This is a genomic window from Amycolatopsis eburnea (genome assembly GCF_003937945.1).
Lineage (GTDB): Bacteria > Actinomycetota > Actinomycetes > Mycobacteriales > Pseudonocardiaceae > Amycolatopsis > Amycolatopsis eburnea.
The window spans coordinates 234,194-258,662 of record NZ_RSEC01000008.1 but is presented as its reverse complement, the minus strand read 5'-3'; the positions used below and the strand labels follow the sequence as shown (position 1 = coordinate 258,662).

At 71.1% G+C, this 24,469-nt stretch carries 24 protein-coding genes; 19 read left to right on the top strand and 5 right to left on the bottom strand.

Annotated elements, in window-relative coordinates; genetic code table 11:
- Nucleotides 1–113: 113 nt before the first annotated feature.
- From EIY87_RS02385 to EIY87_RS49105, 5 genes are all read left to right on the top strand, one after another.
- The gene (locus EIY87_RS02385; protein ID WP_125305979.1) at nt 114–1,247 is read left to right on the top strand and encodes a DegT/DnrJ/EryC1/StrS family aminotransferase; all 1,134 of its coding nucleotides are present in this window, start codon (nt 114–116) and stop codon (nt 1,245–1,247) included.
- A 22-nt stretch (nt 1,248–1,269) separates the two neighbouring features.
- The gene (locus EIY87_RS02380) at nt 1,270–2,199 is read left to right on the top strand and encodes an NAD-dependent epimerase/dehydratase family protein (RefSeq protein ID WP_125305978.1); all 930 of its coding nucleotides are present in this window, start codon (nt 1,270–1,272) and stop codon (nt 2,197–2,199) included.
- Nucleotides 2,200–2,231: 32 nt separating this feature from the next.
- Nucleotides 2,232–3,428 (top strand): glycosyltransferase family 4 protein, encoded by a 1,197-nt coding sequence (locus tag EIY87_RS02375; protein WP_125306016.1) that lies wholly within the window; start codon nt 2,232–2,234, stop codon nt 3,426–3,428.
- Nucleotides 3,415–4,044 carry an acyltransferase gene (locus tag EIY87_RS02370; RefSeq protein ID WP_125305977.1) on the top strand — a complete coding sequence of 210 codons (630 nt, stop codon included), beginning with the start codon at nt 3,415–3,417 and terminating at the stop codon, nt 4,042–4,044. The genes EIY87_RS02375 and EIY87_RS02370 overlap by 14 nt, the downstream gene beginning before the upstream one ends.
- A 187-nt stretch (nt 4,045–4,231) precedes the next feature.
- A complete protein-coding gene (locus tag EIY87_RS49105; RefSeq protein ID WP_318531875.1) occupies nt 4,232–4,513 on the top strand; it encodes a Uma2 family endonuclease in 282 nt (93 codons plus the stop codon).
- Nucleotides 4,514–4,682: 169 nt separating this feature from the next.
- Here EIY87_RS49105 and EIY87_RS02360 read toward each other — a convergent pair whose 3' ends face one another.
- The gene (locus tag EIY87_RS02360) at nt 4,683–5,270 is read right to left on the bottom strand and encodes a hypothetical protein (protein WP_125305975.1); all 588 of its coding nucleotides are present in this window, start codon (nt 5,268–5,270) and stop codon (nt 4,683–4,685) included.
- 91 nt (nt 5,271–5,361) lie between these two features.
- On the opposite strand from EIY87_RS02360, the gene EIY87_RS02355 reads away from it, so the two are divergent.
- From EIY87_RS02355 to EIY87_RS02345, 3 genes are read left to right on the top strand one after another with little or no spacing between them, the layout of a single operon-like run.
- Complete coding sequence (locus EIY87_RS02355; RefSeq protein WP_125305974.1) at nt 5,362–5,871, top strand: SigE family RNA polymerase sigma factor; 510 nt, start codon at nt 5,362–5,364, stop codon at nt 5,869–5,871.
- Nucleotides 5,868–6,572 (top strand): hypothetical protein, encoded by a 705-nt coding sequence (locus EIY87_RS02350; protein WP_125305973.1) that lies wholly within the window; start codon nt 5,868–5,870, stop codon nt 6,570–6,572. Before EIY87_RS02355 ends, EIY87_RS02350 begins: the two co-directional genes overlap by 4 nt.
- 40 nt (nt 6,573–6,612) lie before the next feature.
- Nucleotides 6,613–8,001, top strand: coding sequence for a M20/M25/M40 family metallo-hydrolase (locus EIY87_RS02345; protein ID WP_125305972.1), 1,389 nt, complete (start codon nt 6,613–6,615; stop codon nt 7,999–8,001).
- Here the strand turns inward: EIY87_RS02345 and EIY87_RS02340 are convergent.
- Together EIY87_RS02340 and EIY87_RS02335 are read right to left on the bottom strand one after the other, a co-directional pair.
- Nucleotides 7,998–8,954 (bottom strand): Gfo/Idh/MocA family protein, encoded by a 957-nt coding sequence (locus EIY87_RS02340; RefSeq protein WP_125305971.1) that lies wholly within the window; start codon nt 8,952–8,954, stop codon nt 7,998–8,000. The two genes, EIY87_RS02345 and EIY87_RS02340, sit on opposite strands and share 4 nt — an antisense overlap.
- Nucleotides 8,951–10,057, bottom strand: coding sequence for a DegT/DnrJ/EryC1/StrS family aminotransferase (locus EIY87_RS02335; protein ID WP_125305970.1), 1,107 nt, complete (start codon nt 10,055–10,057; stop codon nt 8,951–8,953). The genes EIY87_RS02340 and EIY87_RS02335 overlap by 4 nt, the downstream gene beginning before the upstream one ends.
- A 149-nt stretch (nt 10,058–10,206) precedes the next feature.
- Here EIY87_RS02335 and EIY87_RS02330 point away from each other — a divergent pair, with 149 nt between their 5' ends.
- From EIY87_RS02330 to EIY87_RS02300, 7 genes are read left to right on the top strand one after another with little or no spacing between them, the layout of a single operon-like run.
- On the top strand, nt 10,207–10,926 hold the full coding sequence (locus EIY87_RS02330; RefSeq protein WP_125305969.1) for an acyl-ACP--UDP-N-acetylglucosamine O-acyltransferase family protein: 720 nt from the start codon (nt 10,207–10,209) through the stop codon (nt 10,924–10,926).
- An 11-nt stretch (nt 10,927–10,937) separates the two neighbouring features.
- On the top strand, nt 10,938–11,183 hold the full coding sequence (locus EIY87_RS02325; RefSeq protein ID WP_125305968.1) for an acyl carrier protein: 246 nt from the start codon (nt 10,938–10,940) through the stop codon (nt 11,181–11,183).
- Nucleotides 11,176–11,904, top strand: coding sequence for an SDR family NAD(P)-dependent oxidoreductase (locus EIY87_RS02320; RefSeq protein ID WP_125305967.1), 729 nt, complete (start codon nt 11,176–11,178; stop codon nt 11,902–11,904). The genes EIY87_RS02325 and EIY87_RS02320 overlap by 8 nt, the downstream gene beginning before the upstream one ends.
- The gene (locus EIY87_RS02315; protein ID WP_125305966.1) at nt 11,901–13,295 is read left to right on the top strand and encodes an AMP-binding protein; all 1,395 of its coding nucleotides are present in this window, start codon (nt 11,901–11,903) and stop codon (nt 13,293–13,295) included. The genes EIY87_RS02320 and EIY87_RS02315 overlap by 4 nt, the downstream gene beginning before the upstream one ends.
- Nucleotides 13,292–14,344 (top strand): LuxE/PaaK family acyltransferase, encoded by a 1,053-nt coding sequence (locus EIY87_RS02310; protein ID WP_125305965.1) that lies wholly within the window; start codon nt 13,292–13,294, stop codon nt 14,342–14,344. The genes EIY87_RS02315 and EIY87_RS02310 overlap by 4 nt, the downstream gene beginning before the upstream one ends.
- Nucleotides 14,341–15,585, top strand: coding sequence for an acyl-CoA reductase (locus tag EIY87_RS02305; RefSeq protein WP_125305964.1), 1,245 nt, complete (start codon nt 14,341–14,343; stop codon nt 15,583–15,585). Before EIY87_RS02310 ends, EIY87_RS02305 begins: the two co-directional genes overlap by 4 nt.
- A gap of 12 nt (nt 15,586–15,597) precedes the next feature.
- Nucleotides 15,598–16,566, top strand: coding sequence for a lysylphosphatidylglycerol synthase transmembrane domain-containing protein (locus EIY87_RS02300; protein WP_125305963.1), 969 nt, complete (start codon nt 15,598–15,600; stop codon nt 16,564–16,566).
- A gap of 105 nt (nt 16,567–16,671) precedes the next feature.
- Here EIY87_RS02300 and EIY87_RS02295 read toward each other — a convergent pair whose 3' ends face one another.
- A complete protein-coding gene (locus EIY87_RS02295; protein WP_158641276.1) occupies nt 16,672–18,558 on the bottom strand; it encodes a DUF6541 family protein in 1,887 nt (628 codons plus the stop codon).
- Between the two features lie 272 nt (nt 18,559–18,830).
- On the opposite strand from EIY87_RS02295, the gene EIY87_RS02290 reads away from it, so the two are divergent.
- Genes EIY87_RS02290 through EIY87_RS02280 form a run of 3 tightly spaced genes read left to right on the top strand, consistent with a single transcriptional unit; the run spans nt 18,831 to nt 22,642 of the window.
- Nucleotides 18,831–20,462 (top strand): hypothetical protein, encoded by a 1,632-nt coding sequence (locus tag EIY87_RS02290; protein WP_125305962.1) that lies wholly within the window; start codon nt 18,831–18,833, stop codon nt 20,460–20,462.
- Nucleotides 20,459–21,904, top strand: a complete 1,446-nt coding sequence (wsfD, locus tag EIY87_RS02285) for a glycan biosynthesis hexose transferase WsfD (protein WP_125305961.1) — start codon at nt 20,459–20,461, stop codon at nt 21,902–21,904. The genes EIY87_RS02290 and wsfD overlap by 4 nt, the downstream gene beginning before the upstream one ends.
- 9 nt (nt 21,905–21,913) lie before the next feature.
- Nucleotides 21,914–22,642, top strand: coding sequence for a lysophospholipid acyltransferase family protein (locus EIY87_RS02280; RefSeq protein ID WP_125305960.1), 729 nt, complete (start codon nt 21,914–21,916; stop codon nt 22,640–22,642).
- On the opposite strand, the gene EIY87_RS02275 is transcribed toward EIY87_RS02280, so the two are convergent.
- Nucleotides 22,639–23,439 carry an HAD family hydrolase gene (locus EIY87_RS02275; protein ID WP_125306014.1) on the bottom strand — a complete coding sequence of 267 codons (801 nt, stop codon included), beginning with the start codon at nt 23,437–23,439 and terminating at the stop codon, nt 22,639–22,641. The genes EIY87_RS02280 and EIY87_RS02275 overlap by 4 nt on opposite strands.
- A 96-nt stretch (nt 23,440–23,535) precedes the next feature.
- On the opposite strand from EIY87_RS02275, the gene EIY87_RS02270 reads away from it, so the two are divergent.
- Complete coding sequence (locus tag EIY87_RS02270) at nt 23,536–24,417, top strand: LLM class flavin-dependent oxidoreductase (RefSeq protein WP_125305959.1); 882 nt, start codon at nt 23,536–23,538, stop codon at nt 24,415–24,417.
- Nucleotides 24,418–24,469: the final 52 nt, after the last annotated feature.

The following is a 24,469-nucleotide window of genomic DNA, read 5'->3' as shown; positions in this document are numbered from 1 at the left end:
ACGTCGATCGGGCCGCGACGGGTGTCACTCGAAAGTGGAGTACGGCGTGGGCCTGTGAATCAGCTGAGCGTGCGTATATACACTTCGCCGGGTCCCCACGCAATGGGAGAGGTATGCCGTCCGACAGCATTGCCCTAGGTCAGCCGACCGTCGGCGAAGAGGAGCTCGCCGCCGTCGCCGAGGTCTTCCGATCCGGCTGGCTGGCCGGCGCCGGCCCCGCGTGCCGCCGCTTCGAAGAGCGGTTCGCGCAGGTCGCCGGCACCGCGCACGCCTTGACGACCGCGAACTGCGGTTCGGCGCTCTTCCTGGGGCTCAAGGTCCTCGGCGTCCAGCCGGGCGACGAGGTGATCGTCGGCGACTACACGTTCCCGGCGACCGGCCACGCCGTCGTCCAGGCGGGCGCGAAGCCGGTCTTCGCCGACATCCGCCCGGACGTCTTCAGCGCGGACCCGGCCCACGTCGAGTCGCTGATCACGAGCAAGACCGTCGGCATCCTCGCCGTCGACGTCGCCGGCCAGCCCGGTGACTTCGACGAGTACCGCGCGATCGCCGACGAGCACGGCCTCTGGCTCTTCGAGGACGCCGCGTGCGCCGCCGGCGCGACGTACAAGACGCGGCCCGCGGGCAGCCTCGCCGACCTCGCCGCGTTCTCCTTCCACGGCCGCAAGGGCATCACCGCGGGGGAGGGCGGCGCGCTCGTCTCGGACCGCGAAGACCTCATCGCGCACGCCCGCAAGCTGCACACCTACGGCATCGAGCCGGCGATCAGCCGCGAGGGCTCGGCCACGCTGCCGATCCCGGAGTTCCACGAGCTGGGCTGGAACTTCCGCATGTCGGACGTCCAGGCCGCGATCATGAACGTCCAGCTCGACCGCCTGCCGGACCTCCTCGCCGCCCGCCGCTCGGTCGCGAAGCGCTACCACGAAGCCTTCGAAGACGTCGACGCGCTGACCGTCCCGGTGGAACTGCCCGACCGGGAGCACCCGTGGCAGGCCTACCTCCTCACGGTCGCGCCGGAGCTCAGCCGCGACGCGCTGGCCCTGCGGATCCGCGAGCAGGGCGTCCAGTGCAACTTCGGCACCTACGCCTCCCACCTCCAGCCGATCTACGGTCCCCAGGCGCCGCTGCCCGTCTCGGCGGACGCGTTCGCGCGTCAGCTCGCGATCCCGATGCACGCCAACCTCACCGACGCCGAGGTCACCCGCGTCGGCGAGGTCGTGCGCGAAGCCGTGCAGTCCCTGTCCTGAAGCCCCTACCGAGGAGAAATTGGTGTCCGACAAGAAGGTGCTCTTCACCGGGGGCGGTGGGTTCATCGCCGCGCACGTCATCCCGCTGCTGATCGAGGGTGGCTACACGGTCCGGATCTTCGACAACATGACCCGCGGCGACCGCGCGCGCGTCAACGAGTTCGTCGCCACCGGCCAGGTCGAGCTGGTCGAGAAGGACGTCCGCTACGGCGGCGCGGTGCGCGAGGCCATGCGCGGCTGCACGCACGTCATCCACTTCGCGACGGTGTCGATCAACAAGTCGATCGCCGACCCGCACGAGTCGATCGACATCAACATGATCGGCAACCACAACGTCTTCGCCGCCGCCGCGGACGAAGGTGTCGAGCGGCTGGTGTTCGCCTCGACCGCGTCGGTCTACGGCGACCCGAAGCGGCTGCCGATGCACGAGGACGACGAGCTCAAGCCGCTCACGCCGTACTGCATCTCGAAGCGCGCGGGCGAGGACATGCTCGGCTTCTACGAGCGCACCAAGGGCCTGTCCTGGAACGCGCTGCGGTTCTTCAACGTGTACGGCCCCGGCCAGAAGATCGAGGCCTACTACACCTCGGTGATCAACCACTTCATCCAGCGCCTGCGCGCCGGCCAGCCGCCGATCATCGACGGCCGCGGCGACCAGTCGATGGACTTCGTGCACGTCGCCGACCTCGCGCGCGCCGTCGTCGCCGCGCTGGAGTCGGAGCGGGCCAACCTGCCGATCAACATCGGCACCGGCATCGACACGTCGATCGCGGCGCTGGCCAAGATCCTCATCGAGGCCGTCGGCGTCGACGTCGAGCCGCTGTTCAACGAGCGCGACGTGCTGGTTTCGCGGCGCGCCGCCGACATCACCCGCGCCCGCGAGGTGCTGGGCTGGGAGCCGCGGATCACCGTCGAAGACGGCATGCGGGATCTGGTCAAGGAAACCGAGTGAGTGCCAGCGCGGGGCCGGCCAGGGGACGCGCCATGCGCATCGCGGTGGTGAACAACTTCTTCCCGCCCCGCGTCGGCGGCAGCGCGCACATGTCGGCGTCGCTGGCGGCGCAGTTCGTCGAGGCCGGGCACGAGGTGCTGGCGATCACGGCGGCCTACGGCGAGGCACCGGCCGAGGAGGAGCGCGACGGCTACCGCGTCGTGCGCCTCCCGGCCGTGAAGATGCCGCAGATCGGCCTGTCGATCGACTTCGACATGAGCTTCGCGTCGCTGCGGCCGGGCAACTGGCGGCGGCTGTGGAAGCTGCTGGACGAGTTCAAGCCGGACGCGATCCACCTGCACGGCCAGTTCTTCGACCTGTCGTGGCTGGCCGGGATCTGGGCGCGGCGGCACGGCGTCCCGACGCTGCTGACCATCCACACGCTCCTCATCAGCGACAACAAGCTGTACGGCGGGGTGTTCCGGCTGCTGGACGCGGTGCTCGTGCGGCCGGTGCTGGCCTACATCAAGCCGCGGTACGTCATCCTCGACAAGCTGGGCGTCGACTACTGCGTCGAGCGCTACGGCACCAGCGACGCGAACTCGGAGTACTTCCCGATCGCGGTCGACACCGGGCACTTCGCGAAGCCGGTGACGAAGGACGTCCGCGCGGAGCACGAAATCGGCGACGCCCCGCTGATCGTCTCGCTGGGCCACGTGATCCCGCTGCGCAACCGGCTGCCGCTGATCGAGGCCCTGCCGTCCATTTTGGACAAGCACCCCGGCGTCCGGGTGGTCGTCGTCGGCCGCGTGTACCACGACGCGTTCCTCAAGCGGGCGGCCGAACTGGGCGTCTCGGACGCGCTGGTCGTCACCGGCGCGGTCCCGAAGGAGGACGTCCCGGCGTACTTCGCGGCGGCGGACATCGTGACCCACGACCTCAACGGCGGCTGCGGCACGGCGTCCCTGGAAGCGATGCTTTCGGGCACGGCGACGATCGCGTCGGTCACCGAGGACAACTACCCGGGCATCGAGCTGCGCAACGGCGAGAACGTGCTGCTGGTCCGCCCGGACGACGCGGAAGCCGTGGCGCGCACGGTGATCGAGCTGCTCGACGACCCGGATCGCCGGGCCCTGATCGCGCAGCGCGAGTCCGAGCTGGTGCGGTCGAACTTCGGCCTCGACGTCGTGGCGGAAGAACACCTTCGTACCTTTGAGAAACTGGTGTCGGAAGCCGATGTTCTTCGATGACGAGCGCAGCCACCGGCTGCGCCCGCAGATCCTGACCGAGCTCGTCTCGCAGTACATGAACGACGCCGAGCGAGCTGCGTTTTACGGGCTGCCGCCGACGTGCCGCGTGCGCGAGCGCGTGAAGATCATCAGCCCGGAAAACCTGAAGATGGGCGACCACTGCTGGGTCGGCGAGGGCGCGGCGCTCGACGCGAGCGGCGGCCTGGAGATCGGCGAGCACACCAGCATCGGCCTGAACACGCTGATCTTCACGCACTCGAGCTGGCTGGCGAACATGACGCTGCAGAACCACTCGGGCAGCGACCTGATCGAGCGCAAACCGGTGAAGATCGGCAAGGGCTGCTTCATCGGCGGCCTGGTCGTCATCATGGCAGGCGTGACGATCGGCGACTTCGCCACGGTGCAGCCGAATTCGGTGGTGGCGAAGGACGTCCCGCCGCGGACGCTGGTGGCGGGCAACCCGGCGCGGGTGTTCCAGCGGTACGACGAGGAGTACATCCAGTCCGAAGTGGACCGGGTACGGGCGGAAAACGCGCGGCGCCGCGAGATCGCGGAGTCACACGGGCAGAACACTTCGGGCTGGGGAGCGCCATCGGGCGACTACTCAGCGGAGTAGCAACCCGGCAGGCTGACGTGTCGTGGAGTGGCCTCGCGACGTCTTGTCCCTCGAAGACTGGGCAAGCCTGCCAGAGATCTCCGAGCACCACGTCGAAGTGGTCCAGGGGGTTCTCGTCGTGGCGCCCCGCCCGAACGGGTCCCACCAGCGTGCTGCCACTCGGCTTGCCTACCTCATCGGTGAGTGGTTGCCGGATGACTACTTCGCACTGCATGCGGTCGAGGTGCTGTCCGAAGGCACCCGGCGCACCGACCAGGTCACCAAGTTCTCCGAATACGCCGAGGCCGGGATCGAGCACTACTGGATCGTCGACCTCGACTCCCCGGTCAGCCTCATCACCTACCGGTTGATCGACGGGGACTACGAAAACTTCGGCGAGTTCTCCGGCGTCGCCGAGCTCGACTTCGCCGGTACCCCGCTGACCATCGACCTGGACGCCCTCACGACCAGGCGTGCTCAGCGGCCGTAGCTGGATGACGGCAGCGCCGGCGCCGACCGCCGGCGCCGCCGTCGTGAAACCGCCCGCGCGGACCCCGAAGCAGGTCAGCGTCCGCTCGGCGGCGAAGCTCGCGCACGGAAGCGCACGTCCGACAATCTAGTCGTCTGTGACCGAGCGCGAGATATCGGTTACACAACGTTTAAAGGCGTTCGCCGAGCAGTTTCGCCAGGGATTCGCAGACGTCGGCCCGGCTGCGCCCCATTTCGACCTCGGCGACCCGCAGCTGACCGTGCGCGTGCTTGGCCACCACGACCAGCGAGCTGTAGCCCGTCCCGTAGCAATAGCTCGCCACCTCACCGGCGCCCGCCACCGGCTTCGCGGGCTCCGCGCACTCCGACTCGAGCTGCTTGACCATCGCGGCCGGTGACTTGCCGCCCGAGACCGCGAGGACGTACAGCTCGCCGGTCGGGTACGAGCACCGGAACGCCTTGCCCGGGCCGATCTGCTCGGGCGGCATCTCGCTCGGCTCCCGCGTGTTCCAGGCGACGCCGAGGATCTGCGCGAACTCGACGTTGCCCAGGAGCGGGCAGGCGCCGGTCAGCTTGGCCGGCGAGACCGCCGGCGTGAAGGTCGGCGTCGGCGTCGGCGTGGGCTTCGGCTTGCTCGACGAAGCCGAAGTGGACGGCGGCGGCGGAGGTGGTGGTGCCGCCGTCGTGGAACCGCTCGAGCACGCCGTGACGCAGGTCAGCAGGCATGCGGCGGCGAGGATCCCCCTCAATGAACGCATGGCTCAATCTAGCTCGCGCGCAGGCTCGGATGATCGGCGAGCAACCTTTCCGCGGCCCGCCCGTCGCTGGGTGAGGAACAGGGGGTGACGCATGGCGCGCGGCGACGAGGAGTTCGCGGAGTTCGTCCGCGCGTCTTCGGCCCGGCTCACCCACGCCGCCTACCTGCTCACCGGCGACCGCCACCAGGCCGAGGACGCCGCCCAGACCGCGTTCACCCGCACTTACGCCGCCTGGTCGCGGGTGCGGCACAAGGACGCCTACGGCTACGCGCGCACCGTCCTGGTCAACCACGTCATCGACGGCTGGCGGCGCCCGATCCGCGAGTACGCCACCGAGGCGATGCCCGAGCGGCCGGATCGCCTCGACGTCGACAAGGCCGTCACCCAGCGAGCCTGGCTCACCGCCGTGCTCAAGACGCTCACCGACCGGGAACGGGCCGTCGTCGTGCTGCGGCACTTCTTCGACCTGCCGGAAGCCGACGTGGCCCGTGAGCTCGGGGTTTCGCTGGGTACCGTGAAGAGCACCAATTCGCGGGCGCTGGCCAAGCTGCGGGTCGAAGCGGGCACCGAAGACACGCTGATCGGAGGGGGTGGGCGGTGAACGACCTCGACGACTTCCGCGCCGCGCTCCGGCAGCCGCCCGAGGAGCCCTTCGCCGAGCCGGACCTGGCCGCGATCATGGCCGGCGGGACGCGCATGCGACGTCGTCGGCGGGTCCTCACGAGCGTCGCCGGGGTCGCCGCCGCGGCGGTCGTCGTGCTCGTCGTCGGGTTCGCCGTCCAGGTGCGGCAGCCCGCGCCCGCGCCGGTCGCGCAGCCGCCCGCCCCCGTGTCGACGACGTCGGCGCCGTCGACGGCCGCGGAGCAGCCGATGGGGGACGTCATCGGGACCGGGATCAAGACCACCCGCGGCGAGATCGTCTTCTTCGCGCGCGCGGTCGACGCGCCCGAGCTGCCGGACGTCCACTTCGGGCTGGTGGCCGGGTTCCGCTCGGGGGAGACGCTCGAGTCCGTGCTGATGACGAACGAGTTCCGCGGCTCCGACCGGTCGTTCGGCTTCCACGCCACCGACGGCGGCGAGCTCTCCGGCGACGAGGTCATCCCCGTCTTCGGCTACTTCGCCGGCCAGGCGGCGCGGATCACGACGACGGTGCACGGCAAGACCGTCGACGCGAGCCTGGCGCGGTGGACCGAGGACCCGAACGTGGTCGTCTTCTGGTTCGACCCCGTCGCCGTCCCGAACTCCGCCGTCCTGACGCCGCTGATCGCCTACGACGCCGCCGGCAAACGGCTCACCAAGTAGGCGGTACCCGCTGGGGCGCCGCGGGCGTAAGAAACCCACCGTGACCTCTCGACGAGTGTTCCTCACCGCGACGGCCGCACTCGGGCTGGCGGCGTCCGCGGCCCCGGCCCGTGCCACCGAAACCGGGGACCGCGGGCCCGGTGTCCCGGTCCGCCCGCAGCGTCCCGGCCCCCAGCTGCGGGCCCTGCTCCGCCAGGTCGACGAACGGCGGATCGAAGCGACCGTCCGGCGGCTGGCCGCGTTCGGCACGCGGCACACGCTTTCGGCGCAGGACGACCCGGTCCGCGGCATCGGCGCCGCGCGCGACTGGCTCTACGCGCAGTACCAGCAGATCGCGGCCGCGTCCGGCGGGCGGCTGACCGTCGAGCTGCAGTCGTACGTCCAGCCGCCCGCCGACCGGATCCCGGTGCCGACCACGATCACCAACGTCGTCGCGACGCTGCACGGGTCCACCGACCCGGGACGCGTGTACGTCGTGTCGGGGCACTACGACTCGCGCCGCACCGACGTCATGGACTTCACCGGCGACGCGCCGGGCGCGGACGACGACGCTTCCGGCGTCGCGGTGGCACTCGAGCTGGCGCGGGTGCTCTCGACGCGGCAGCCGGCGGCCACGATCGTCTTCGCCGCCGTCGCGGGCGAAGAGCAGGGCCTGTACGGCTCGCGGTACATGGCGAAGCAGTTCAAGGCGGCCGGCACCGACGTCCAGGCGATGTTCACCGACGACATCGTCGGGTCCAGCCGCGCCGACGACGGCACGCGCGACCCGTTCACGATCCGCCTGTTCGCCGAAGGCGTGCCGACCGCGGAGACGCCGGCCGAGGCGAACCTGCGCCGCAGCATCGGCGGCGAGAACGACTCGCCGCCGCGGCAGCTGGCCCGGTTCGTGAAGTCGGTGGCGGAGAACGACGCGACCGGCATGGCGGTCCGCGTGATCTACCGCCGCGACCGCTACCTGCGCGGCGGCGACCACATCGGCTTCCTGGAGCAGGGCTACCCGGCGGCGCGGTTCACCGAGCCGAACGAGGACTTCGCGCACCAGCACCAGGACGTCCGCGTCGAAAACGGCGTCCAGTACGGCGACCTGCCGGAGTTCTGCGACTTCCCGTTCATCGCGCGGGTGGCGCGGGTGAACGGCGCCGCGCTGTGGTCGCTGGCGACGGCGCCGGGAACGCCGAAGGGCGTGAAGATCCGCACGGCCGCGCTGACGAACGACTCGGAGTTGCTCTGGGACGCCACGCCGGGCGCCACGGGCTACGAGGTCCTCTGGCGCGAGACGACGGCCCCGGACTGGACGCACGCCCTCGACGTCGGCCCGGCGCGGACGGCGAAGATCGACCTGTCCAAGGACAACGTCTTCTTCGGCGTCCGCGCGGTGGGCCCCGGCGGCAGCCGGAGCCCGGCCGCGTTCCCGGCGCCGGTGAGCTAGGCCGCGGCCTGCGTGAGGACCTGCTCGACGACGTGGTGCGAGGGCAGGATCAGGTCGCGCTCGGTGTCGGCGTCGACCTTGCCCTCCAGCAGGTCGCAGAAGCGGTCCAGCTGGGTGGCCAGCGGCTCGCGGGCGGTGACCAGCTCCGGGATCTCGATCACCGTCTGCTGGCGGTAGCCGAGGCCGTCCGGGGTGACGGAGTCGTGCGAGACGTGGCGGTAGATCGTCACGTCGCGGCGCAGCAGGTCGATCTCGATCAGCCGGTCCAGCTCCGACACCACGAGCGAGCGGACCTTCTTCTGGCCCAGCCGCGACGCCGACACCGTGGCCAGGCCGGTCGGGAACGACAGCACCGTCTCGATGGTGTCCTCCGCGCCCTCGACCGACGACGGGTGGAAGTACCCCGCGCCGGACGTCACGCGGGCCGGGGTCGCGCCGCCGAAGAACTGGATCGCCAGGTCGACGTCGTGCACCAGCAGGTCCCACGCGACGCCGGTCTTGATGCGCGGCGCGTACGGGCCGTGGCGGCGGGCCATCAGGTGCACCGGCTCGTTCACCAGCGCCCGCGCGGTCATGACCGCCGGGTTGTACCGCTCCAGGAGCCCGCACATCAGCGGTACGTCCTTCTTCGCCGACAGGCCGACGATCTCCTGGGACTTCTCGAAGCTGTTGCAGACCGGCTTTTCCACCAGCATCGGCTTGCCCTGGCCGAGGATCTCCTGCGCCAGGTCGTAGTGCGCCTCGGTGGCCGACGCCAGCACGACGGCGTCCACATCGGACAGCGAGCCGATCTCCGGGGTCCACCGGGTTTCGTAGCGGTCGGCGACGGCCTTGCCCGCTTCCTCGCGCGGATCGATCACGCGGACCAGGTCGACGCGCTCGTTCCCGGCGAGCACGCGGGCGTGGAGGGAACCCATGTTCCCGGTACCGACAAGAGCGATCCGATGCGTCATGCGCCCAGTACCTCGCGAACGGTTTCGATGATGGTGTCCAGGTCGGACTCGGTCAGGTGCGGGTGCACCGGCAGCGACAGCGCCTGCTCCGAAACGGCGCGGGCCACCGGGAAGTCCTCGACGCGCGCGCCCGGGATCAGGTCGTGACCCGCGTAGCAGTCGTAGTCGAAGACGATCTTGGGGTAGTAGATGCCGTTGCCGATGCCGCGTTCGGTGAGCGCCGCGGCCAGCTCGTCGCGCGAGAGGAACGCGTGCGGGCCGACCAGCACGGTGTACTGGTGCCACACGTGTTCGCGGCCCGGCAGCACCTTGGGGACGTCGAGGCCCGGCGTGCCCGCGAGACCCTCCGACAGCCGCTTCGCGTTGGCCTGGCGGGCGGCGGTCAGCTGGTCGAGCTTCGCCAGCTGCGGGATGCCGACGGCCGCGTGCAGGTCGGTCATCCGGTAGTTGTGCCCGGCGACCTCGTACTGGTAGCGGGCGCGCATGCCCTGGTTGCGCAGCACGCGCAGCTTGTCGGCCAGCGCGTCGTCGTCGGTCGTGATGACGCCGCCCTCGGCGGTGGTGATGTTCTTCGTCGCGTACAGCGAGAAGCAGCCGATGCCGAACGAGCCGGCCTGCTTGCCCTCGAACGACGCGCCGACGGCCTGCGCCGAGTCCTCGATCACCTGGAGGCCGTGCTCGGCGGCCAGCGGCGCGAGCTTGCCCATGTCCGCGGTCTGGCCGTAGAGGTGCACCGGCATGAGCACCTTCGTGCGGTCGGTGACCGCGGCCGCGACGGCGTCGGGGTCGATCGCGAAGTCGTCGCGCCGGATGTCGGCGAACCGGGCGGTCGCGCCGGCCTCGAGGATCGCGTTGAGGGTCGCGACGAAGGTGAACGGCGAGGTGATGACCTCGTCACCCGGCTTCAGGTCGAGGACCTGGAGGGCGGCGACCAGCGCGGTGGTCCCGTTGTTGACCGCGATCGCGTGCTTCGTCCCGGAGACGGCCGCGAAGGCGTCTTCGAAGCGCTTGACCATCGGTCCCTGTGCGATGGCGCCGGAGCGCAGCACCTCGACGACGAGGTCCTCCGCGTCGCGGACGTCGACCACAGTGATGGGGATCATGGGCAGTCTCTCTCGGCAGGCGATTTCGGCGCGTCCGGTACAGTGAGCCGCCGGTTCTGCGCCCGGCCGCCCTGCAACAACGCGGGCCACACGTTACCGGGCGCGGTAGCACGCCCAGTACCCAGCCGCCGACGAACGGACGACCACCCGTGGCCAACCGCATCCACCCGACCGCCGTCATCGGCGAAGGCGTCGAACTCGGCGAGGACAACGTCATCGGGCCGTTCGCGGTGATCGTCGGGCCCACGCGCATCGGCGACGGCAACTGGATCGGCCCGCACGTGACGATCGGCACGCCCGGCGAGGACCGCGGCCGCCCGCACCCCGCGGCGTGGGACGAGGCTCCCGTCGGTGATCCGGATCACGACGGCCACGGCGTGGTCATCGGCAGCCGCAACCGCCTCCGCGAGTACGTGAGTGTCCACCAAGGGACCTGGCGGACAACGACGATCGGCAGCGACGGCTACTACCTCCGCAACTCCCACGTCGCGCACGACTGCCTGGTCGGCGACGCCGTGACGATCGCCTCGAACGCCGTCACGGGTGGCCACTGCCACATCTGGGACGGCGCCAACCTCGGCATGGGCGCGATCCTGCACCAGAAGGTCGTGATCGGCCCCGGCGCGATGATCGGCATGGGCTCCGCGGTGCGCCGCGAGATCGGCGCGTTCACCATCGCGGTCGGCAACCCGGCCCGCGTCACCGGCGTCAACGTCGTCGGCCTGTCCCGCCGCGGTCTCGACGAGGAGACGATCGAAGCCCTCGGGCCGTGGCTGAAGGGCAAGGAAGGTCTCCCGGACGTCACGCTGCCCGGCGACCTCTCTACCTTGGTAAAGGCGTGGGACGCTCGCCCGCGCGACGAGCACTAGGAGTCACGAACATGGCGGATGTCGCCCCCAAGCTGCGCGAGGTCTTCGTCGAGGCGCTGGACCTCGACGGCGACGTGGACGTCGAGAACCTGAAGTACCGCGACCTCGAGGCGTGGGACTCGGTCGGCCACATGGCGCTGGTCGCGGCCATCGAGGACGAGTTCGACGTCGAGTTCGACACCGACCAGGTCATCGACATGTCGAGCTTCAAGGTCGCCGTGGACATGGTCACCGAGCTCCAGTCGAAGAATGACTGATCTTTCCGGTCGCGTCGCGCTCGTCACCGGCGGGACGCGGGGGATCGGCCTGGCCACCGCCCGCGCTCTGGTGGAGGCGGGCGCGACGGTGGTGCTCACCGGGCGCGACGAGGCCCGCGCCAAGGAAGCGGCAGCCTCCGTGGGCGCTTCCGGTCTCGCCTTGGACGTCACCGACGCGAAAGCGGTCTCGACGGTCGTCCGGGGTGTCGCCAAGGAGCACGGCAAGCTCGACATCGTCGTCGCGAACGCCGGGATCATGGAGGACGCGCTCCTCGGCATGATCAAGGAAGAGCTGGTCGACACGACGCTGAGCACGAACGTCGCCGGCACGCTGCACACCGTCCAGGCCGCGGCCCGGGCGATGCTGCGGAAGAAGACCGGCTCGATCGTCGTGCTCGCCTCGATCGTCGGCGAGCACGGCAGCGCCGGTCAGACCGTGTACGCGGCCTCGAAGGCGGCGGTGGCGAACATCGCGCGGTCGGCGGCGAAGGAGCTCGGCCGGTCCGGCATCCGCGTCAACGCGGTCGCGCCGGGCGTGATCGAGACCGATCTGACCGCGGGCCTGAGCGAGGACGCGAAGGCGGAGAACGCCGGCAAGACGCCGCTCGGGCGCCTCGGCCGCGCGGAAGAAGTGGCGAACGCGATCCGGTTCCTGGTGAGTGATGAAGCGTCGTTCATCACCGGGCAGGTGCTGGGCGTCGACGGAGGCTTGGTGTTGTGACGCTGTTGGGTGCGGGAGCCCGGCTGGTCGATGTGGCCGGGGGCCGCACGCTGGCGGGCGCGGAACTGTCGGCCGAGGTCGGCAAGCGCATGGAAGAGCTGGCCGAGCTGCCGGTCGGCGTCGTGTTCGCCCGGATGTCGGTCGACCTGCCGAGCGTGCTGACCTACCTCGGCGCGGTCGAATCCGGCCGGGCGATCGCGCTGATCGACCCGGCGCTGGACGCCGACGTGCTGGCCGGGCTGGTCTCGCGCTTCCGGCCGGCGGCGGTGCTGTCGGCTTCGGGCGACGCGCCGGCCGGCTACACCGTGCGGGGCGCGGACTGGGTCCGGGACTCCGCCGAGGGCGTGCGGCCGCACCCCGACCTCGCCGTCCTGCTGCCGACCAGCGGGTCGACCGGCAACCCCAAGCTCGTGCGGCTTTCGCGGCAGGCGATCCTGGCCAACGCCGACGCCATCGCGCAGGTGCTGCGCATCGACGCCGACGAGGTCGCGCCCACCTGCCTGCCGCTGCACTACAGCTACGGCCTGTCGGTGCTGAACTCGCACCTGGTGCGGGACGCGACCATCGTCATCGAGCCGTCCGGCGTGCTCGGCCGCGGCTTCTGGGACGCGGTCAACACCTACGGCGTCACGTCCCTCTCGGGCGTCCCGTACCACTACGAAATGCTGCGGCGGCTCAAGTTCGACCCCGCGAAGTACCCGACGCTGCGCACGCTGACGCAGGCCGGCGGGAAGCTGCGCGACGAGCTGGTCGCCGAGTTCAACGAGAAGATGCTCGCGGTCGGCGGCCGGATGTACGTCATGTACGGCCAGACCGAGGCCTCGCCGCGGATGACGACGGTGCCCGCCGAAAGACTGGCCGAAAAGCTCGGTTCCGCCGGGCCGGCGCTGCCGGGCGGGAAGTTCGCGGTCCGTCGCGACGACGGTTCGGAGACCACGCACCCGAAAATTGTCGGTGAGGTCGTCTACCGTGGGCCCAATGTGATGCTGGGTTACGCGGACGACGAGTCCGGCCTGGCCAAGGGCGACGAATACGGCGGCGTGCTCGCCACCGGTGACCTCGGGTACCTCGACGAAGACGGGTACCTGTTCATCACCGGGCGGCTCAAGCGCATCGGCAAGGTGTTCGGCAACCGCGTCAGCCTCGACGACCTCGAGCAAGCCGTGCGCACCGCGGCGGTCGGGATCGACGTGGTGGCGGCCGTCGCCGCCGGCGACAAGGTCGTGCTGTTCGCCGAGGGTGTCGACAAGGACATCTGCAAGGACGCGTCGCGGGCGCTGTCCGAGCGGCTGCACCTGCACGCCAGCGGCTTCGACGTGCGCCCGATCGAAACCGTGCCGCTGCTGGCCAGCGGCAAGATCGACTACCGGACCTTGGAGGGGCGGGTATGAGTGTGTTCACGCGGTCGCAGGGCGACCGGGAAGCCTTGCTGCTGCCCGAACTCGCCTCGCTGACGGCCCACCACCGGGCGAATTCCGAAGGCTACGAACGCATCCTGGCGTCGCTGGGAATCGCGCCGGACGCGACTTTCGGCTCGATCGCCGACCTGCCGTGGCTGCCGGTGCGGATGTTCAAGACGCACGACCTCAAGTCGGTGCCGGACAGCGAGGTCTTCAAGACGCTGACGTCGTCGGGCACGACCGGCGCCGGCGCGTCGCGGATCTACCTGGACAAGGAGGCGGCGGGCGCGCAGACCAAGCAGCTCGGCGCCACCCTGCAGGAGGTCCTCGGCGGCGAGCGGCTGCCGATGCTGATGGTCGACACCATCGGCATCATCAAGAACCGCCGCTCGTTCTCCGCGCGCGGCGCGGGCGTGCTGGGCATGGCGAACTTCGGGCGCAAGCACACGTACGTGCTCGACGAGAACGACGAGCCGGACGTCGAAGCCGTCAAGAAGTTCCTGGCCGAGTACGGCGACAAGCCCTTCCTGATCTTCGGCTTCACGTTCATGGTGTGGCTGTACCTCTACGAGGTCGCGCGGGACAACGGCCTCGACCTGTCGAACGGCATCCTGATCCACAGCGGCGGCTGGAAGAAGCTGATCGACCGCGCGGTGGACAACACCGAGTTCCGCCGGCGGTTCAAAGAGGACACCGGGCTCACCCGGATCCACAACTACTACGGGATGATCGAGCAGATCGGCACCGTGTTCCTCGAAGGCCCGTCCGGCAACTCGCTGTACTGCCCGGACTTCGCCGACGTCGTGATCCGGAACCCGGAGACGTGGGAGGAGCAGCCGGTCGGCGAGCCGGGCGTGATCGAGGTCGTCTCGACGCTGCCGAAGTCGTACCCGGGCCACGTGCTGCTCACCGAAGACCTCGGCGTCTACAACGGCATCGACGACGGCGACTGGCCGGGCAAGCACTTCTCCGTGCTGGGCCGGCTGCCCAAGGCCGAGGCCCGCGGCTGCTCGGACACCTTCTCGGGAGCGGCGGCATGACGTCCTTGACCCAGCGTTTCCCCCTGTCGGACGCCGTTTCGGTCGGCGACCTGGTCTCGCAGCTGCGCACCGAGCCACCGGGTGGGCGGTTGAAGGTCGGCGACCCGCGGATCGTCGAGTTCGTCACGAAGTTCGCCCGCAAGCTGCTCGCCCCGGCCACCGCGCGCCGGTTCCCCGAGCTGGCGTCGCTCGGCTTCTTCCTGCGCAAGGGCGAGATCGCCAAGGCGTTGTCCACTCTGGACACTTCGGGCAATGCGCTGCGGTTCCCGCGCGGGCTGGTGTTCCACGTGCCGCCGGCGAACGTCGACACGATCTTCGTCTACTCATGGGCACTCTCGGCACTGGCGGGCAACCACAACGTCGTCCGCGTCTCGTCGCGGTCGGCGGGCGCCGCCGAGGCGGTGCTGGAAGCGCTGAACGCCGCGTTGTCCGAAGTGGACGCTTCGGTCGCGGAGGCCGTCACGGCGACCCAGCGCATGGTCACCTACGACCGCAGCGACGAGGTGAGCGGCGCCCTGTCCCTGGCCGCCGACCTGCGCGTCATCTGGGGCGGCGACAGTTCGGTCGCGGCGCTGCGGAAGTACCCGCTCGCGCCGCACGCCCGTGACCTGACGTTCCCGGACCGCTCGTCCTTCGCCGTCGCTTCGGTGGCGGGCTGGCAGCGAGCGTCGCCGGAAGAGCGTCGCGCGGCAGCCGAGGGCTTCTACAACGACTCGTACTGGTTCGACCAGGCCGCCTGCTCCTCGCCGCGCGCGGTGTTCTGGGTCGGCGACGAGTCCGGCGCGCGCGAAGCCGGCCAGGAGTTCCGCACCCTGCTGGCCGAGGTGCTGGCGGTGAAACAGCACGTCACGGAGCCCGCGATGGCCGTCCAGAAGCGCGTGTCGGCGTACGGCGCGGCGGTCGACGGCCTGGTCAAGGAGATCGCCTTCCAGGGCAACGGCCTGGCGACCCTCGAGCTGGCCGACCCGGCGGTGCTGCCCCGCGAGTGGCTCGGCGCGGGCACCTTCGCCAACGCCCGGGTGTCCACTTTGTCCGATCTGGTGCCGATCGTGCTCCGCAAGGACCAGACGGTCAGCCAATTCGGCTTTACCACCGAAGAGCTGACGGCGTTCGCACACGAGCTGGCCGGTCGCGGAGTCGACCGGATCGTGCCGTTCGGCAGCGCCCTGACGTTCTCGGCGGTCTGGGACGGTTACGATCTGCTCTCCGAGTTCAGCCGCCTGGTCACGGTGCAGGCCTGAGGAGACCCGTCGATGACGACAGTTGAGGACTTGCCGGCCCCCGGCAAGCCGCCGAAGTCCACCAAGGCGAAGGTCCTCGACGTCGTCAGATGGGTCGCGATCCTGCTGGTCATCGGCTTCGCGGCCAAGCAGCTCGCCTCGAACTGGGGCGAGTTCTGGCACACCCTGCGCGACGTCGCCTGGCAGTCGTCACTGCTGAGCCTGCTCGCCCTGGTCGCGGCGATCATGGTGTCGACCTGGGGCTGGCAGGTGATGGTCGACGACCTCGGCAAGCCGATCGGCTACGCCCGCGGCGCCCAGATCTGCCTGGTCGGCTCGCTCGGCAAGTACGTCCCGGGCTCGGTGTGGGCGTACCTCCTGCAGATGGAGCTCGGCCGCAAGGCGGGCCTGGCCAGAGCCCGCATCTTCACCGGTTCCCTGATCCAGCTGGGCGTGGGCGTGGTCTCGGCCCTGGTGGTGTCGCTCCTGGCGGCGCCGGCGGTGTTCAGCAACAGCCCGCGCGCGCTGTGGCTGTTCGTGCTCATCCCGGTCGGACTGGCGATGCTGCACCCGAAGGTCCTGACCTGGGGCACGTCGCTGGTGCTGCGCGTCCTACGCCGCCCGCCGCTGGCCCACCCGCTGGGCTGGAAGGTGGTCGGCAAGGTCTTCGGCGCCTCGACGGCGGCGTGGTGCCTGCAGGGCATCCACCTCTGGCTGCTGGCCAACTCGGTCGGCACCCCGGGCTTCAGCGGCTTCGTGCTCTGCGTGGGCGCGATGGCGGTGGCGATGACGGTCGGCACGTTCGCGTTCATCCTCCCCAGCGGCGTCGGCGTCCGCGAGGTCGCCCAGGTCGCGGTCCTGACGGCGAGCGGCCTGACGGTCGGCCAGGCCACGGCCTTCGCGGTCGCCTCCCGCGTGATGTTCACGGTCGCCGACCTCCTGACCGCGGGCATCGCCGCGGTGGCGGCCCGCTCCACCCGCCCGGTGACCACCGCCGCCTGACCGGAGCTGCCCACCGCCGGGACCCCGCCGCGCCGATCCGACTCCACCGGCCCGCCCGCAGAGTTGCCCACAGGTTGTCCACAGGGCTACGCACCTGTGGACAACTCAAGCCACCAGCCGGTAGATCACCGCGTCCGAGTTGCGGTAAACCTCCGACAAGAACGGCGCGCCCGCCAATCCGATCAACCCCGCCTGATAAGGCTTTCCCGGCTCCGTGGACGGTTTGCCCAGAATCACCCAATGGACGTTCAACCGCCGGACCGCGGCGCGCACCTCGGGGTCGGTCTCGTAATCCCTGAACCGATCCGCCAGCAACCGCGCGTCCGAAGGCGGCAAAGTTTCGTCGAAATGCCCGGCGACCGTGCGAATACCCGACAAAGCATAGGTCCACGCCGTTCCGTCGAAACGGTCGTTCATCGCCCACTCTCCCCGGCGCGCGAGCCGGCCGAGTTCCGCCATCGCGGCGATCTCCCCGGGGGTCGTGCGCAGCTTCGCCGGGTCCGCCGCCTGGTAACCGGTGTACACGCGGGCGGCGTTGGAGCGGACGTACAGGCCGTTCGACAGCAGCGCGAACCCCAGCAGCACCACCACCGCGGTCGCGACCGCCGGGATCCGGGCGGGCAGGCGGTCGCGCAGCCACGCCTGCGTCGACGCCAGGCCGTGCGCGGCCAGGACGGACAACGGGATCGCCGCCATCGAGAAGAAGCGGTACGGGTCGTCCCACCACGGGCGGGACAGCGCCATCACGAGCGGGGCGTTCGACGAGGCCACCGCGATGTACGCCAGGCCCGTCACCGCCGCCGTCAGGCCGATCCAGCGCAGCGCGCCCGCCCTGGCGAAGAACACGATGCCCAGGAACAACGCCACGGACAGCCAGATCTGCGGGTGCGGCTCGAAGTGCTGGAACCCCAGCAGCGCGCCCAGCGCCGTCGTCGCGCGGTACTCGCTCGGCCAGCCGTAGTACGGCACCGCGCCGTTGGCCAGGCCCAGCGCGCCCGACAGCTGCAGCCACGCCACCACCAGGGACACCAGCGCGATCGGCAGCAGCGCGAGCAGGTCGCGGCCGATCCGGCGCCACGCCGTGAGCCAGCGCTGCACCAGCACCGGCCCGGCGAACAGGATCCCGCCGAACAACGTCGACGAGTGCACGCACAGCAGACCCACCGCCGCCAGCACCAGCACGAACCCGGTGTCCGGCGCGGCCCGCTCCAGGTACCGGTGCAGCGCCACCGCGCCCAGCGGCGTCAGCGCCACGCCCAGCGCGAACGGCAGCAGCGGGCCGCGGTCCATCGACTCGTAGACGCCCATCACCGGCGCCACCGCCGTCAGCGCCACCGCGCCGGCCAGCACCGCGCGGCCGCGGAACTCCCGCACCAGCGTCACCAGCGACAACGCGAGCAAGCCGGGCAGCAGCACGGTGTTCGCGTCCAGCGTCTCCGGGATCGACGCCCCGCTCAGCCGGTACGTCACCGAGGCCAGCAGGTGGTACCCGTTCGGGTAGAACACCGGCGCCGCGTCGCCGTACCAGTTCACGTGGCCGGTGCCGAACAGGCCGCCGTCGCCGGTGTCGGCGATGTAGCGGACCGCGTTGCCGTGGTAGACCGCGTCGAAGCCCTGCGGCAGCGCGCCGAGCCGGCCCATCCCGAGCAGGGCCGCGGCCATGCCGACCGCGGCCGCGGCGAGCAGGCACGCCACCACCGCGAGGTGCCCGCGGCGCGCCCACAACCCGGGCTCCGGCTCCGGCGGACGGCGGCGCACCGCCAGTTTCCGGGCACCGAACGCGACCGCGGCGAAAACGACGGTGGAAACGGCGTAGGTCAGCGCGGTGAAGGGCACTCCCAGCGCCGCGGTCCACGGTCCGGTCAGGCCGCCGACCGCGTAGCTCGCCAAGGGCGCCAGTCCGGCCAGTGCCCAGCCGCGCAAGCCGGCCGCGAGACCGATCAGCAGTCCCGGGACGGCGATGACGACAATGGCGGTACAGACGGAAAGCACGGTGGAGACTAAGCCGACGAAGATCGCTCGTGCGGCGCGGGGTGAGGAGTCCGATCCGGCAATTCGGCGACGTCACTTCGACCGTCGAGTGTGCCACCCGATCGGGTTATATTGACGAGTGAATCTCCTTGATTGACTAACGCGGAGTAGGCGATCTTCGGTCTTTTCGATCGCCCGGGGTAAACCGAAGGAAACGCACCGCCGCCGGTGGCCGATAACCTGGCGGTGCCGCCCGGCCGGGCGGGGCGCGGGGGACGACGTGAGGGGGACGGGTGGTCTACGCGGTCGTGGTGGCGTGGCTCGTCCTCGCCGCGATCGTCGTCCTGTCCTGGACCCGCCTCGACGCCGAACGCGGCTGGCGCGGCACGGTCCTCGCGCTCACCCTCGGCCTTTCGCTGCTCCACCAGCTGCTGTTCGCGACCGTCACCGAGGACGCGCTGGTGTCCTTCCGGTACGCGCAGAACATCGCCGACGGCAACGGGCCGGTCTTCAACCCCGGCGAACGCGTCGAGGGCTACACGAACTTCTTCTGGCTGGTGCTGATCGCCCTGCCGCGGGCCGCGTTCGGCGCCGAGGTCGACACGACCGCCGTCGTGTTCGGGGTCGCCGCCACGCTCGGCTGCGTGCTACTGGCCTACTTCCTGGTCAACCGGATCGTCGCGGCGGCCACCCCGGAGGGCACCGAGCCGCGTGCCGCGATCGGCGTCGCCGCCGCGGTGCTCACGGCGAGCGCCGGAGGCCTGGCCGTCTACGGGCCGTCCGGCTCCGAGGTCCCGCTGTTCGTGCTGCTCGTCCTCGCCGTCGGCTACTCGCTCGCCGCGCGCCGCCCGGTCGTCGCCGGGGTGCTGGTGGCGTTCGCGGTCATGACCAGCCCGGAAGGGCTCGTCGTGGCCGCGCTGGGCGGTCTGTGGCTGGCCGTCGCCGCCGCGAAGAAGCAGCACAGCTGGTGGGCGCCGGTCGGCTACCTGCTGGGCGCGCTGGTGTTCCTGATCCCGCGGCTGGCCTGGCGGATGACGTTCTACCAGCACTACCTGCCCGCGCCGCTGGCCGCGAAGCTCGGCGCCGGGGTCGGCTCGACGGTCGGCACCGGCTGGCCGTACCTGTCCGGGTTCGCGCTCGCGCACCAGGGTTTCCTGCTGCTCGGGCTGGTCGCCGCGGTCGCGCTCGTGCTGCGCCGCGGCGGCGCGGGGGAGGCACGCGCGTTGATCTGGCTGCTGTTCGCGACGGCGCTCGCGCTGGCGGCGGCCGCGGTGCTGATCGGCGGCGACCCCGGCCCGGCGTGGCGGCTGCTCGCCCCGGTACCGCCGCTGCTGGCCGTCGCCGCCGTCGCGACGTACGGCGTGCTCACCGTGGAGGCCAAACCGGCCGTCGGGACGCGGCTGGTCCCGGTGGCCGCCTGCGGGCTGGCCGGGATCGCGGTGCTCGTGTCGGTGTTCAGCCCCGAGATGCTCGACCGCGTGCGCGACTGGCGCGCGAACGGCACCCAGCTCGCCGAGATCGGCGGCTGGCTCGGCGAGTACCTGCCGCCGGGGTCCGTGGTCAGCGGCAGCGCGCCCGGCGCGCTCGCGGCGCACGGTAGTCAGCTGCTCATCATCGACGTCCTCGGCCGCACCGACGACCACATCGCCCGCGAAGGCCGCCACGAGGGCGGGGTCTCGACCGACTACGACTACGTCGTCAACGGCCGCCGCCCGACCGTCGCCGTGCCGGGTGACGGCGGCTACGCCGACCGCCAGCACTGCGCCATCGACCCGGTGTACGCGGGCCAGTACGAGGTCGCGACCTTCCGCCGCGTCGGCACGCCGTACTGGGTCGCGGTGTACCCGCGCGCGGAGCAGGCGAAGTCCGTGGTCGCCGACCTCGACAAGGGCCCGGACTTCCGCTACGTACCCTGTCCTTCGTGAAGCTCGAGGCCCCGGCACGGCGGCTGCCCGCCGAGACGCGGCTCGGGATCGGGGTGTTCGGCGCGTCGCTCGCCCTGTTCGTGGTGCGGTTCCTGGTGCCGCGCCCGATCGCGATGTCCAACAACGGCGACGGCGGCCGCGTGCTGTGCGGCGCGGGGATCACCTGGAAGGGCCTGCCGGAGGCGTTCGTCCACCTCGCCTACACGCCCGCGCCGGGGACGCCGCCGTGCCGGCCGACGTACCTGCTGACGCAGAGCTGGCTCGCGGACCTGGCCGTCCGGCTCGGCGGGCTGGCCGGCCACCCCGGGACGCTCAGCCTGGTCGTGCTGGGCCTGCTGAGCAGCGTCATCGCGGCGACCGCCGTCACGGCGATCGTGCTCGGCCTGCCGTACGCGCGGCGCGTCCGGCTCGCGGTCGCGGCGGGGTTGCTGCTGGTCGTCGCGGACTCGGCGTTCTTCGGGTACTTCGCCGCGATCCTCGGCGAAGGCGCGGCGTTCCTCGGTCTGCTGCTCGCCGTGGGCGGCCTGCTGCTGACCGCGCGCGAAGGCCGGTGGAGCTACGCGGGCATGGCGGTCACGTTCGCCGGCGGCGTCCTGGTGGTCAACGCCAAGGTCCAGACGCTGATCATCCTGCCGATCCTCGCGCTCGCGGTGCTGCTGGTCCGGCCGGGCACGCTGCGCGGGGTCAAGCGGTGGGCGGCCGCGGTGCTGGTCATCGGCGCCGTCGGGCTCGTCACGCTGGCGGCGCAGCGGAGCGTCGAACCCGCGCTCGCCCCCGACGGCACGTACGCCGAGTTCCCCGGCGACGACTCGCGCGAGATCAACATGTTCAACTCGATCTTCCTGAACATCGTCGACGGCAGGCACGACACCCGGGCCGACCTCGCCGCGCTCGGCCTGCCGCCGTCGTTCGAGCAGTACGCGGGCAACGGCTGGTGGCACCCGCACCCGGCCCGGATCGACCCGCTCTACCCGCGCTACCGCGAGCTGATGAGCCGCCCGAACGTCCTCGGCTACTTCGCGACGCACCCGGGCCGGGCCCTCGAAGTCCTGAACCGGGCCGCGACCGACCAGCTCACCGCGCGCCCGGACTACCTCGGCAGCTTCGACCAGGAGGCCGGCTTCGCGCCGCACGCGCAGGAGCACCGGGTGCCGGTCGTGTCGTGGCTGACCGGCCTGCTCGCCCCGCTCGGCCTGTTCGCGCTGGTGCCGATCTGGCTGTTCGTGCTGGTCCGGGCCTGGATCCAGCGACGGAACCCGCTGGGCGTGGTGCTGGCGTTCCTGCTCGCCGTCTCGCTGACGCAGTTCGGCACCGCGGCGCTGGGTGACGGCATCGAGGGCATCAAGCACCAATCGGTCGCGTTGTTCGCGCTCCTGCTGGCCGTCGTGCTGGCCGTGTGTCCTTCACCGCTGAACAGCCGCCACAAACCTACGGTCGCGTAACCTGGCGCGATGGCCGACTTCGTGTACCCGCCCGTGATCGCCGCGGCCCGGACGATGTTCCGGGTCCTCGACAACCGCATCCGGGTCGAGGGCGCGGAGCACATCCCGCGCCGCGGTGGCGCGGTCATCGCCTGCAACCACGTCAGCTACCTGGACTTCATCTTCTGCGGCCTCGGCGCGCGCCCGGCGAAGCGGCTGACGCGGTTCATGGCGAAGAAGGAGATCTTCGACAACAAGATCGCCGGCCCGCTGATGCGCGGGATGCACCACATCTCCGTCGACCGCTCCGCCGGCCTGGGCTCCTACCGCGAAGCGCTGGCGAAACTGCAGGCCGGGGAGGTCGTCGGCGTCTTCCCGGAGGCGACGATCAGCCAGTCGTTCACCGTCAAGGAGATCAAGTCCGGCGCCGTCCGGATGGCCGCGGCGGCCGACGTCCCGGTCGTGCCGATGGCGCTGTGGGGCACCCAGCGGCTCTGGACGAAGGGCAGGCCCAAGGACCTGACCCGCCGGCACGTGCCGATCTCGATCCTCATCGGCGAGCCGATGCACCCGGCCAAGGGCGACGACTGGGACGTCGTGACGAAGGAGCTGCGCACCCGGATGAGCGCGCTGCTCGACCGCGCCCAGGCCGAGTACCCGGACCAGCCCGCGTCCGACGAGGAACGCTGGTGGCTGCCCGCCCACCTCGGCGGCACGGCGCCGACCCCGGCCGAAGCGGCCGAACTCGACCGCCGCTAGAACCAGCGCTCGAGGACCTGGGCGACGCCGTCCTCACCGGCCGGGCCGGTGACCTCGTCGGCCACCGCGAGCACCTGCGGGTGCCCGTTCTCCATCGCGACGCCGTGGCCGGCCCAGCGCAGCATCTCGACGTCGTTGGGCATGTCGCCGAACGCGATCACCCGCTCGGGGTCGACGTCCAGGCGCCGCGCGACGTCGGCCAGCCCGGTCGCCTTCGTGATGCCGTGCGCGGACAGCTCCACCAGGCCGCCCGAGGACGAGTACGTGACGTCCACCTCGCGGTCGAACAGCGCGTCGATCGCTTCGGCCATCTCCTCGGACGCCATCCCGCGGTGGCTGACCAGCAGCTTGATCGCCGGGTGGCCGAGCACCTCGGCCCGCGGCCCGGTCCGGCCTTCGCCGTCGCCCCACGGGTTGTGGTAGTCGGGCTCGATCATGAAGGTGCGCAGGTCGTGGTCGATCGCGCCCGTGTTGACCCGCTCGGTGGCCAGCCGGCAGCCGGGCAGCGCCTTGTCGAGGGCGTGCGCGATGTCGTGCAGCAGCGTGGGCGCCAGCAGGCCGTGCACTTCGAGGATCTCCTCGCGGCCGCAGTCGTAGAGGACGGCGCCGTTCGCGCACACGGCGTAGCCGGTCAGCTCGAGCGGCTTCGCGATCGGGTCGATCCACCGCGGCGGACGGCCGCTGGCCAGCACGAACGGGACACCCGCGTCGATCGCCCGGCGGACGGTCGCGATGGTGCGGGCGCTCAGGGTTTCGGAGGGGCCGAGCAGGGTGCCGTCGACGTCGGACGCGATCAACTGAGGTCTCTCCACCCCACCATTGTCCCTGACACGTTCGGGTGGCCACGTCCCCGTCCGTGCGACTGTCGGTGGTTGCCGATACCGTCCGGCATTGTGCGAGCAGGCATCGTCATTCTTCCGGAAGATCGTTGGTGGGCCGCCGAGCCGAAGTGGCGCGCCGCCGAGGAGTACGGCTTCGACCACGCGTGGACGTACGACCACCTGGGCTGGCGCAACCTGGTCGACGGGCCGTGGTTCTCCGCCGTCCCGACCCTCACGGCGGCGGCGATGGTGACGTCCCGCATCCGGCTGGGCACGTTCGTCGCGTCGCCGGTCGCGCGGCACCCCGTGCCGTTCACGCGGGAGCTGATCACCCTCGACGACGTCTCCGACGGCCGGTTCGTCCTCGGCGTCGGCGCGGGCGTCGACCACCTGCACTACGACGGCGCGGTCCTCGGCGCCCCCGAGCTGACGGCGAAGCAGCGCGTGGACCGCTTCACCGAGTTCGTCGAGGCGCTCGACGGGCTGCTCATGACCGACAAGTTCGACTTCGACGGCGAGTACTACCGCGCCCGCGGGGCCCGCAACCTGCCCGGCCCGGTGCAGCGCCCCCGGCTGCCGTTCGTCGTGGCGGCCAACGGCCCGCGCACGATGACGCTCGCCGCGCGCTTCGGTGCCGGCTGGGTGACGACGGGCAAGGGCGGCACGACGGCCGACGAGTGGTGGGCCGGCGTCAAGCAGCTCACCGAGGTCTTCGACCAGCGGCTGGACGCGGTGGGCCGCGACCGGGCGAGCGTCCAGCGGTACGTCAACCTGGACTCGTCGCCGGTGTTCTCGCTGAGCAGCGTGGAGGCGTTCCGCGACGCGGTGGGCCGGGCGGGCGAGCTGGGCTTCACCGACGTGATCTCGCACTGGCCGCGCTCGTCGACGCCGTACGAGGGCCGCGAGGCCGTCCTGGAGCAGGTCGCGAGCGACGTCCTGCCCGAGCTGCGCTAGGCCGAACGAGTGACATCCGGGTGATCGGGAAACCGATTGCCGTCCCTCGGGC

Coding starts and splice junctions, on each gene's coding strand:
- EIY87_RS02305 (WP_125305964.1), top strand. CDS start 14,341: ATGACGTCCTTGACCCAGCGTTTCCCCCTGTCGGACGCCGTTTCGGTC.
- EIY87_RS02320 (WP_125305967.1), top strand. CDS start 11,176: ATGACTGATCTTTCCGGTCGCGTCGCGCTCGTCACCGGCGGGACGCGG.
- EIY87_RS02300 (WP_125305963.1), top strand. CDS start 15,598: ATGACGACAGTTGAGGACTTGCCGGCCCCCGGCAAGCCGCCGAAGTCC.
- EIY87_RS02340 (WP_125305971.1), bottom strand. CDS start 8,954: ATGACGCATCGGATCGCTCTTGTCGGTACCGGGAACATGGGTTCCCTC.
- EIY87_RS02370 (WP_125305977.1), top strand. CDS start 3,415: ATGTTCTTCGATGACGAGCGCAGCCACCGGCTGCGCCCGCAGATCCTG.
- EIY87_RS02360 (WP_125305975.1), bottom strand. CDS start 5,270: ATGCGTTCATTGAGGGGGATCCTCGCCGCCGCATGCCTGCTGACCTGC.
- EIY87_RS02375 (WP_125306016.1), top strand. CDS start 2,232: ATGCGCATCGCGGTGGTGAACAACTTCTTCCCGCCCCGCGTCGGCGGC.
- EIY87_RS02355 (WP_125305974.1), top strand. CDS start 5,362: ATGGCGCGCGGCGACGAGGAGTTCGCGGAGTTCGTCCGCGCGTCTTCG.
- EIY87_RS02310 (WP_125305965.1), top strand. CDS start 13,292: ATGAGTGTGTTCACGCGGTCGCAGGGCGACCGGGAAGCCTTGCTGCTG.
- EIY87_RS02335 (WP_125305970.1), bottom strand. CDS start 10,057: ATGATCCCCATCACTGTGGTCGACGTCCGCGACGCGGAGGACCTCGTC.
- EIY87_RS02325 (WP_125305968.1), top strand. CDS start 10,938: ATGGCGGATGTCGCCCCCAAGCTGCGCGAGGTCTTCGTCGAGGCGCTG.
- EIY87_RS02385 (WP_125305979.1), top strand. CDS start 114: ATGCCGTCCGACAGCATTGCCCTAGGTCAGCCGACCGTCGGCGAAGAG.
- EIY87_RS02280 (WP_125305960.1), top strand. CDS start 21,914: ATGGCCGACTTCGTGTACCCGCCCGTGATCGCCGCGGCCCGGACGATG.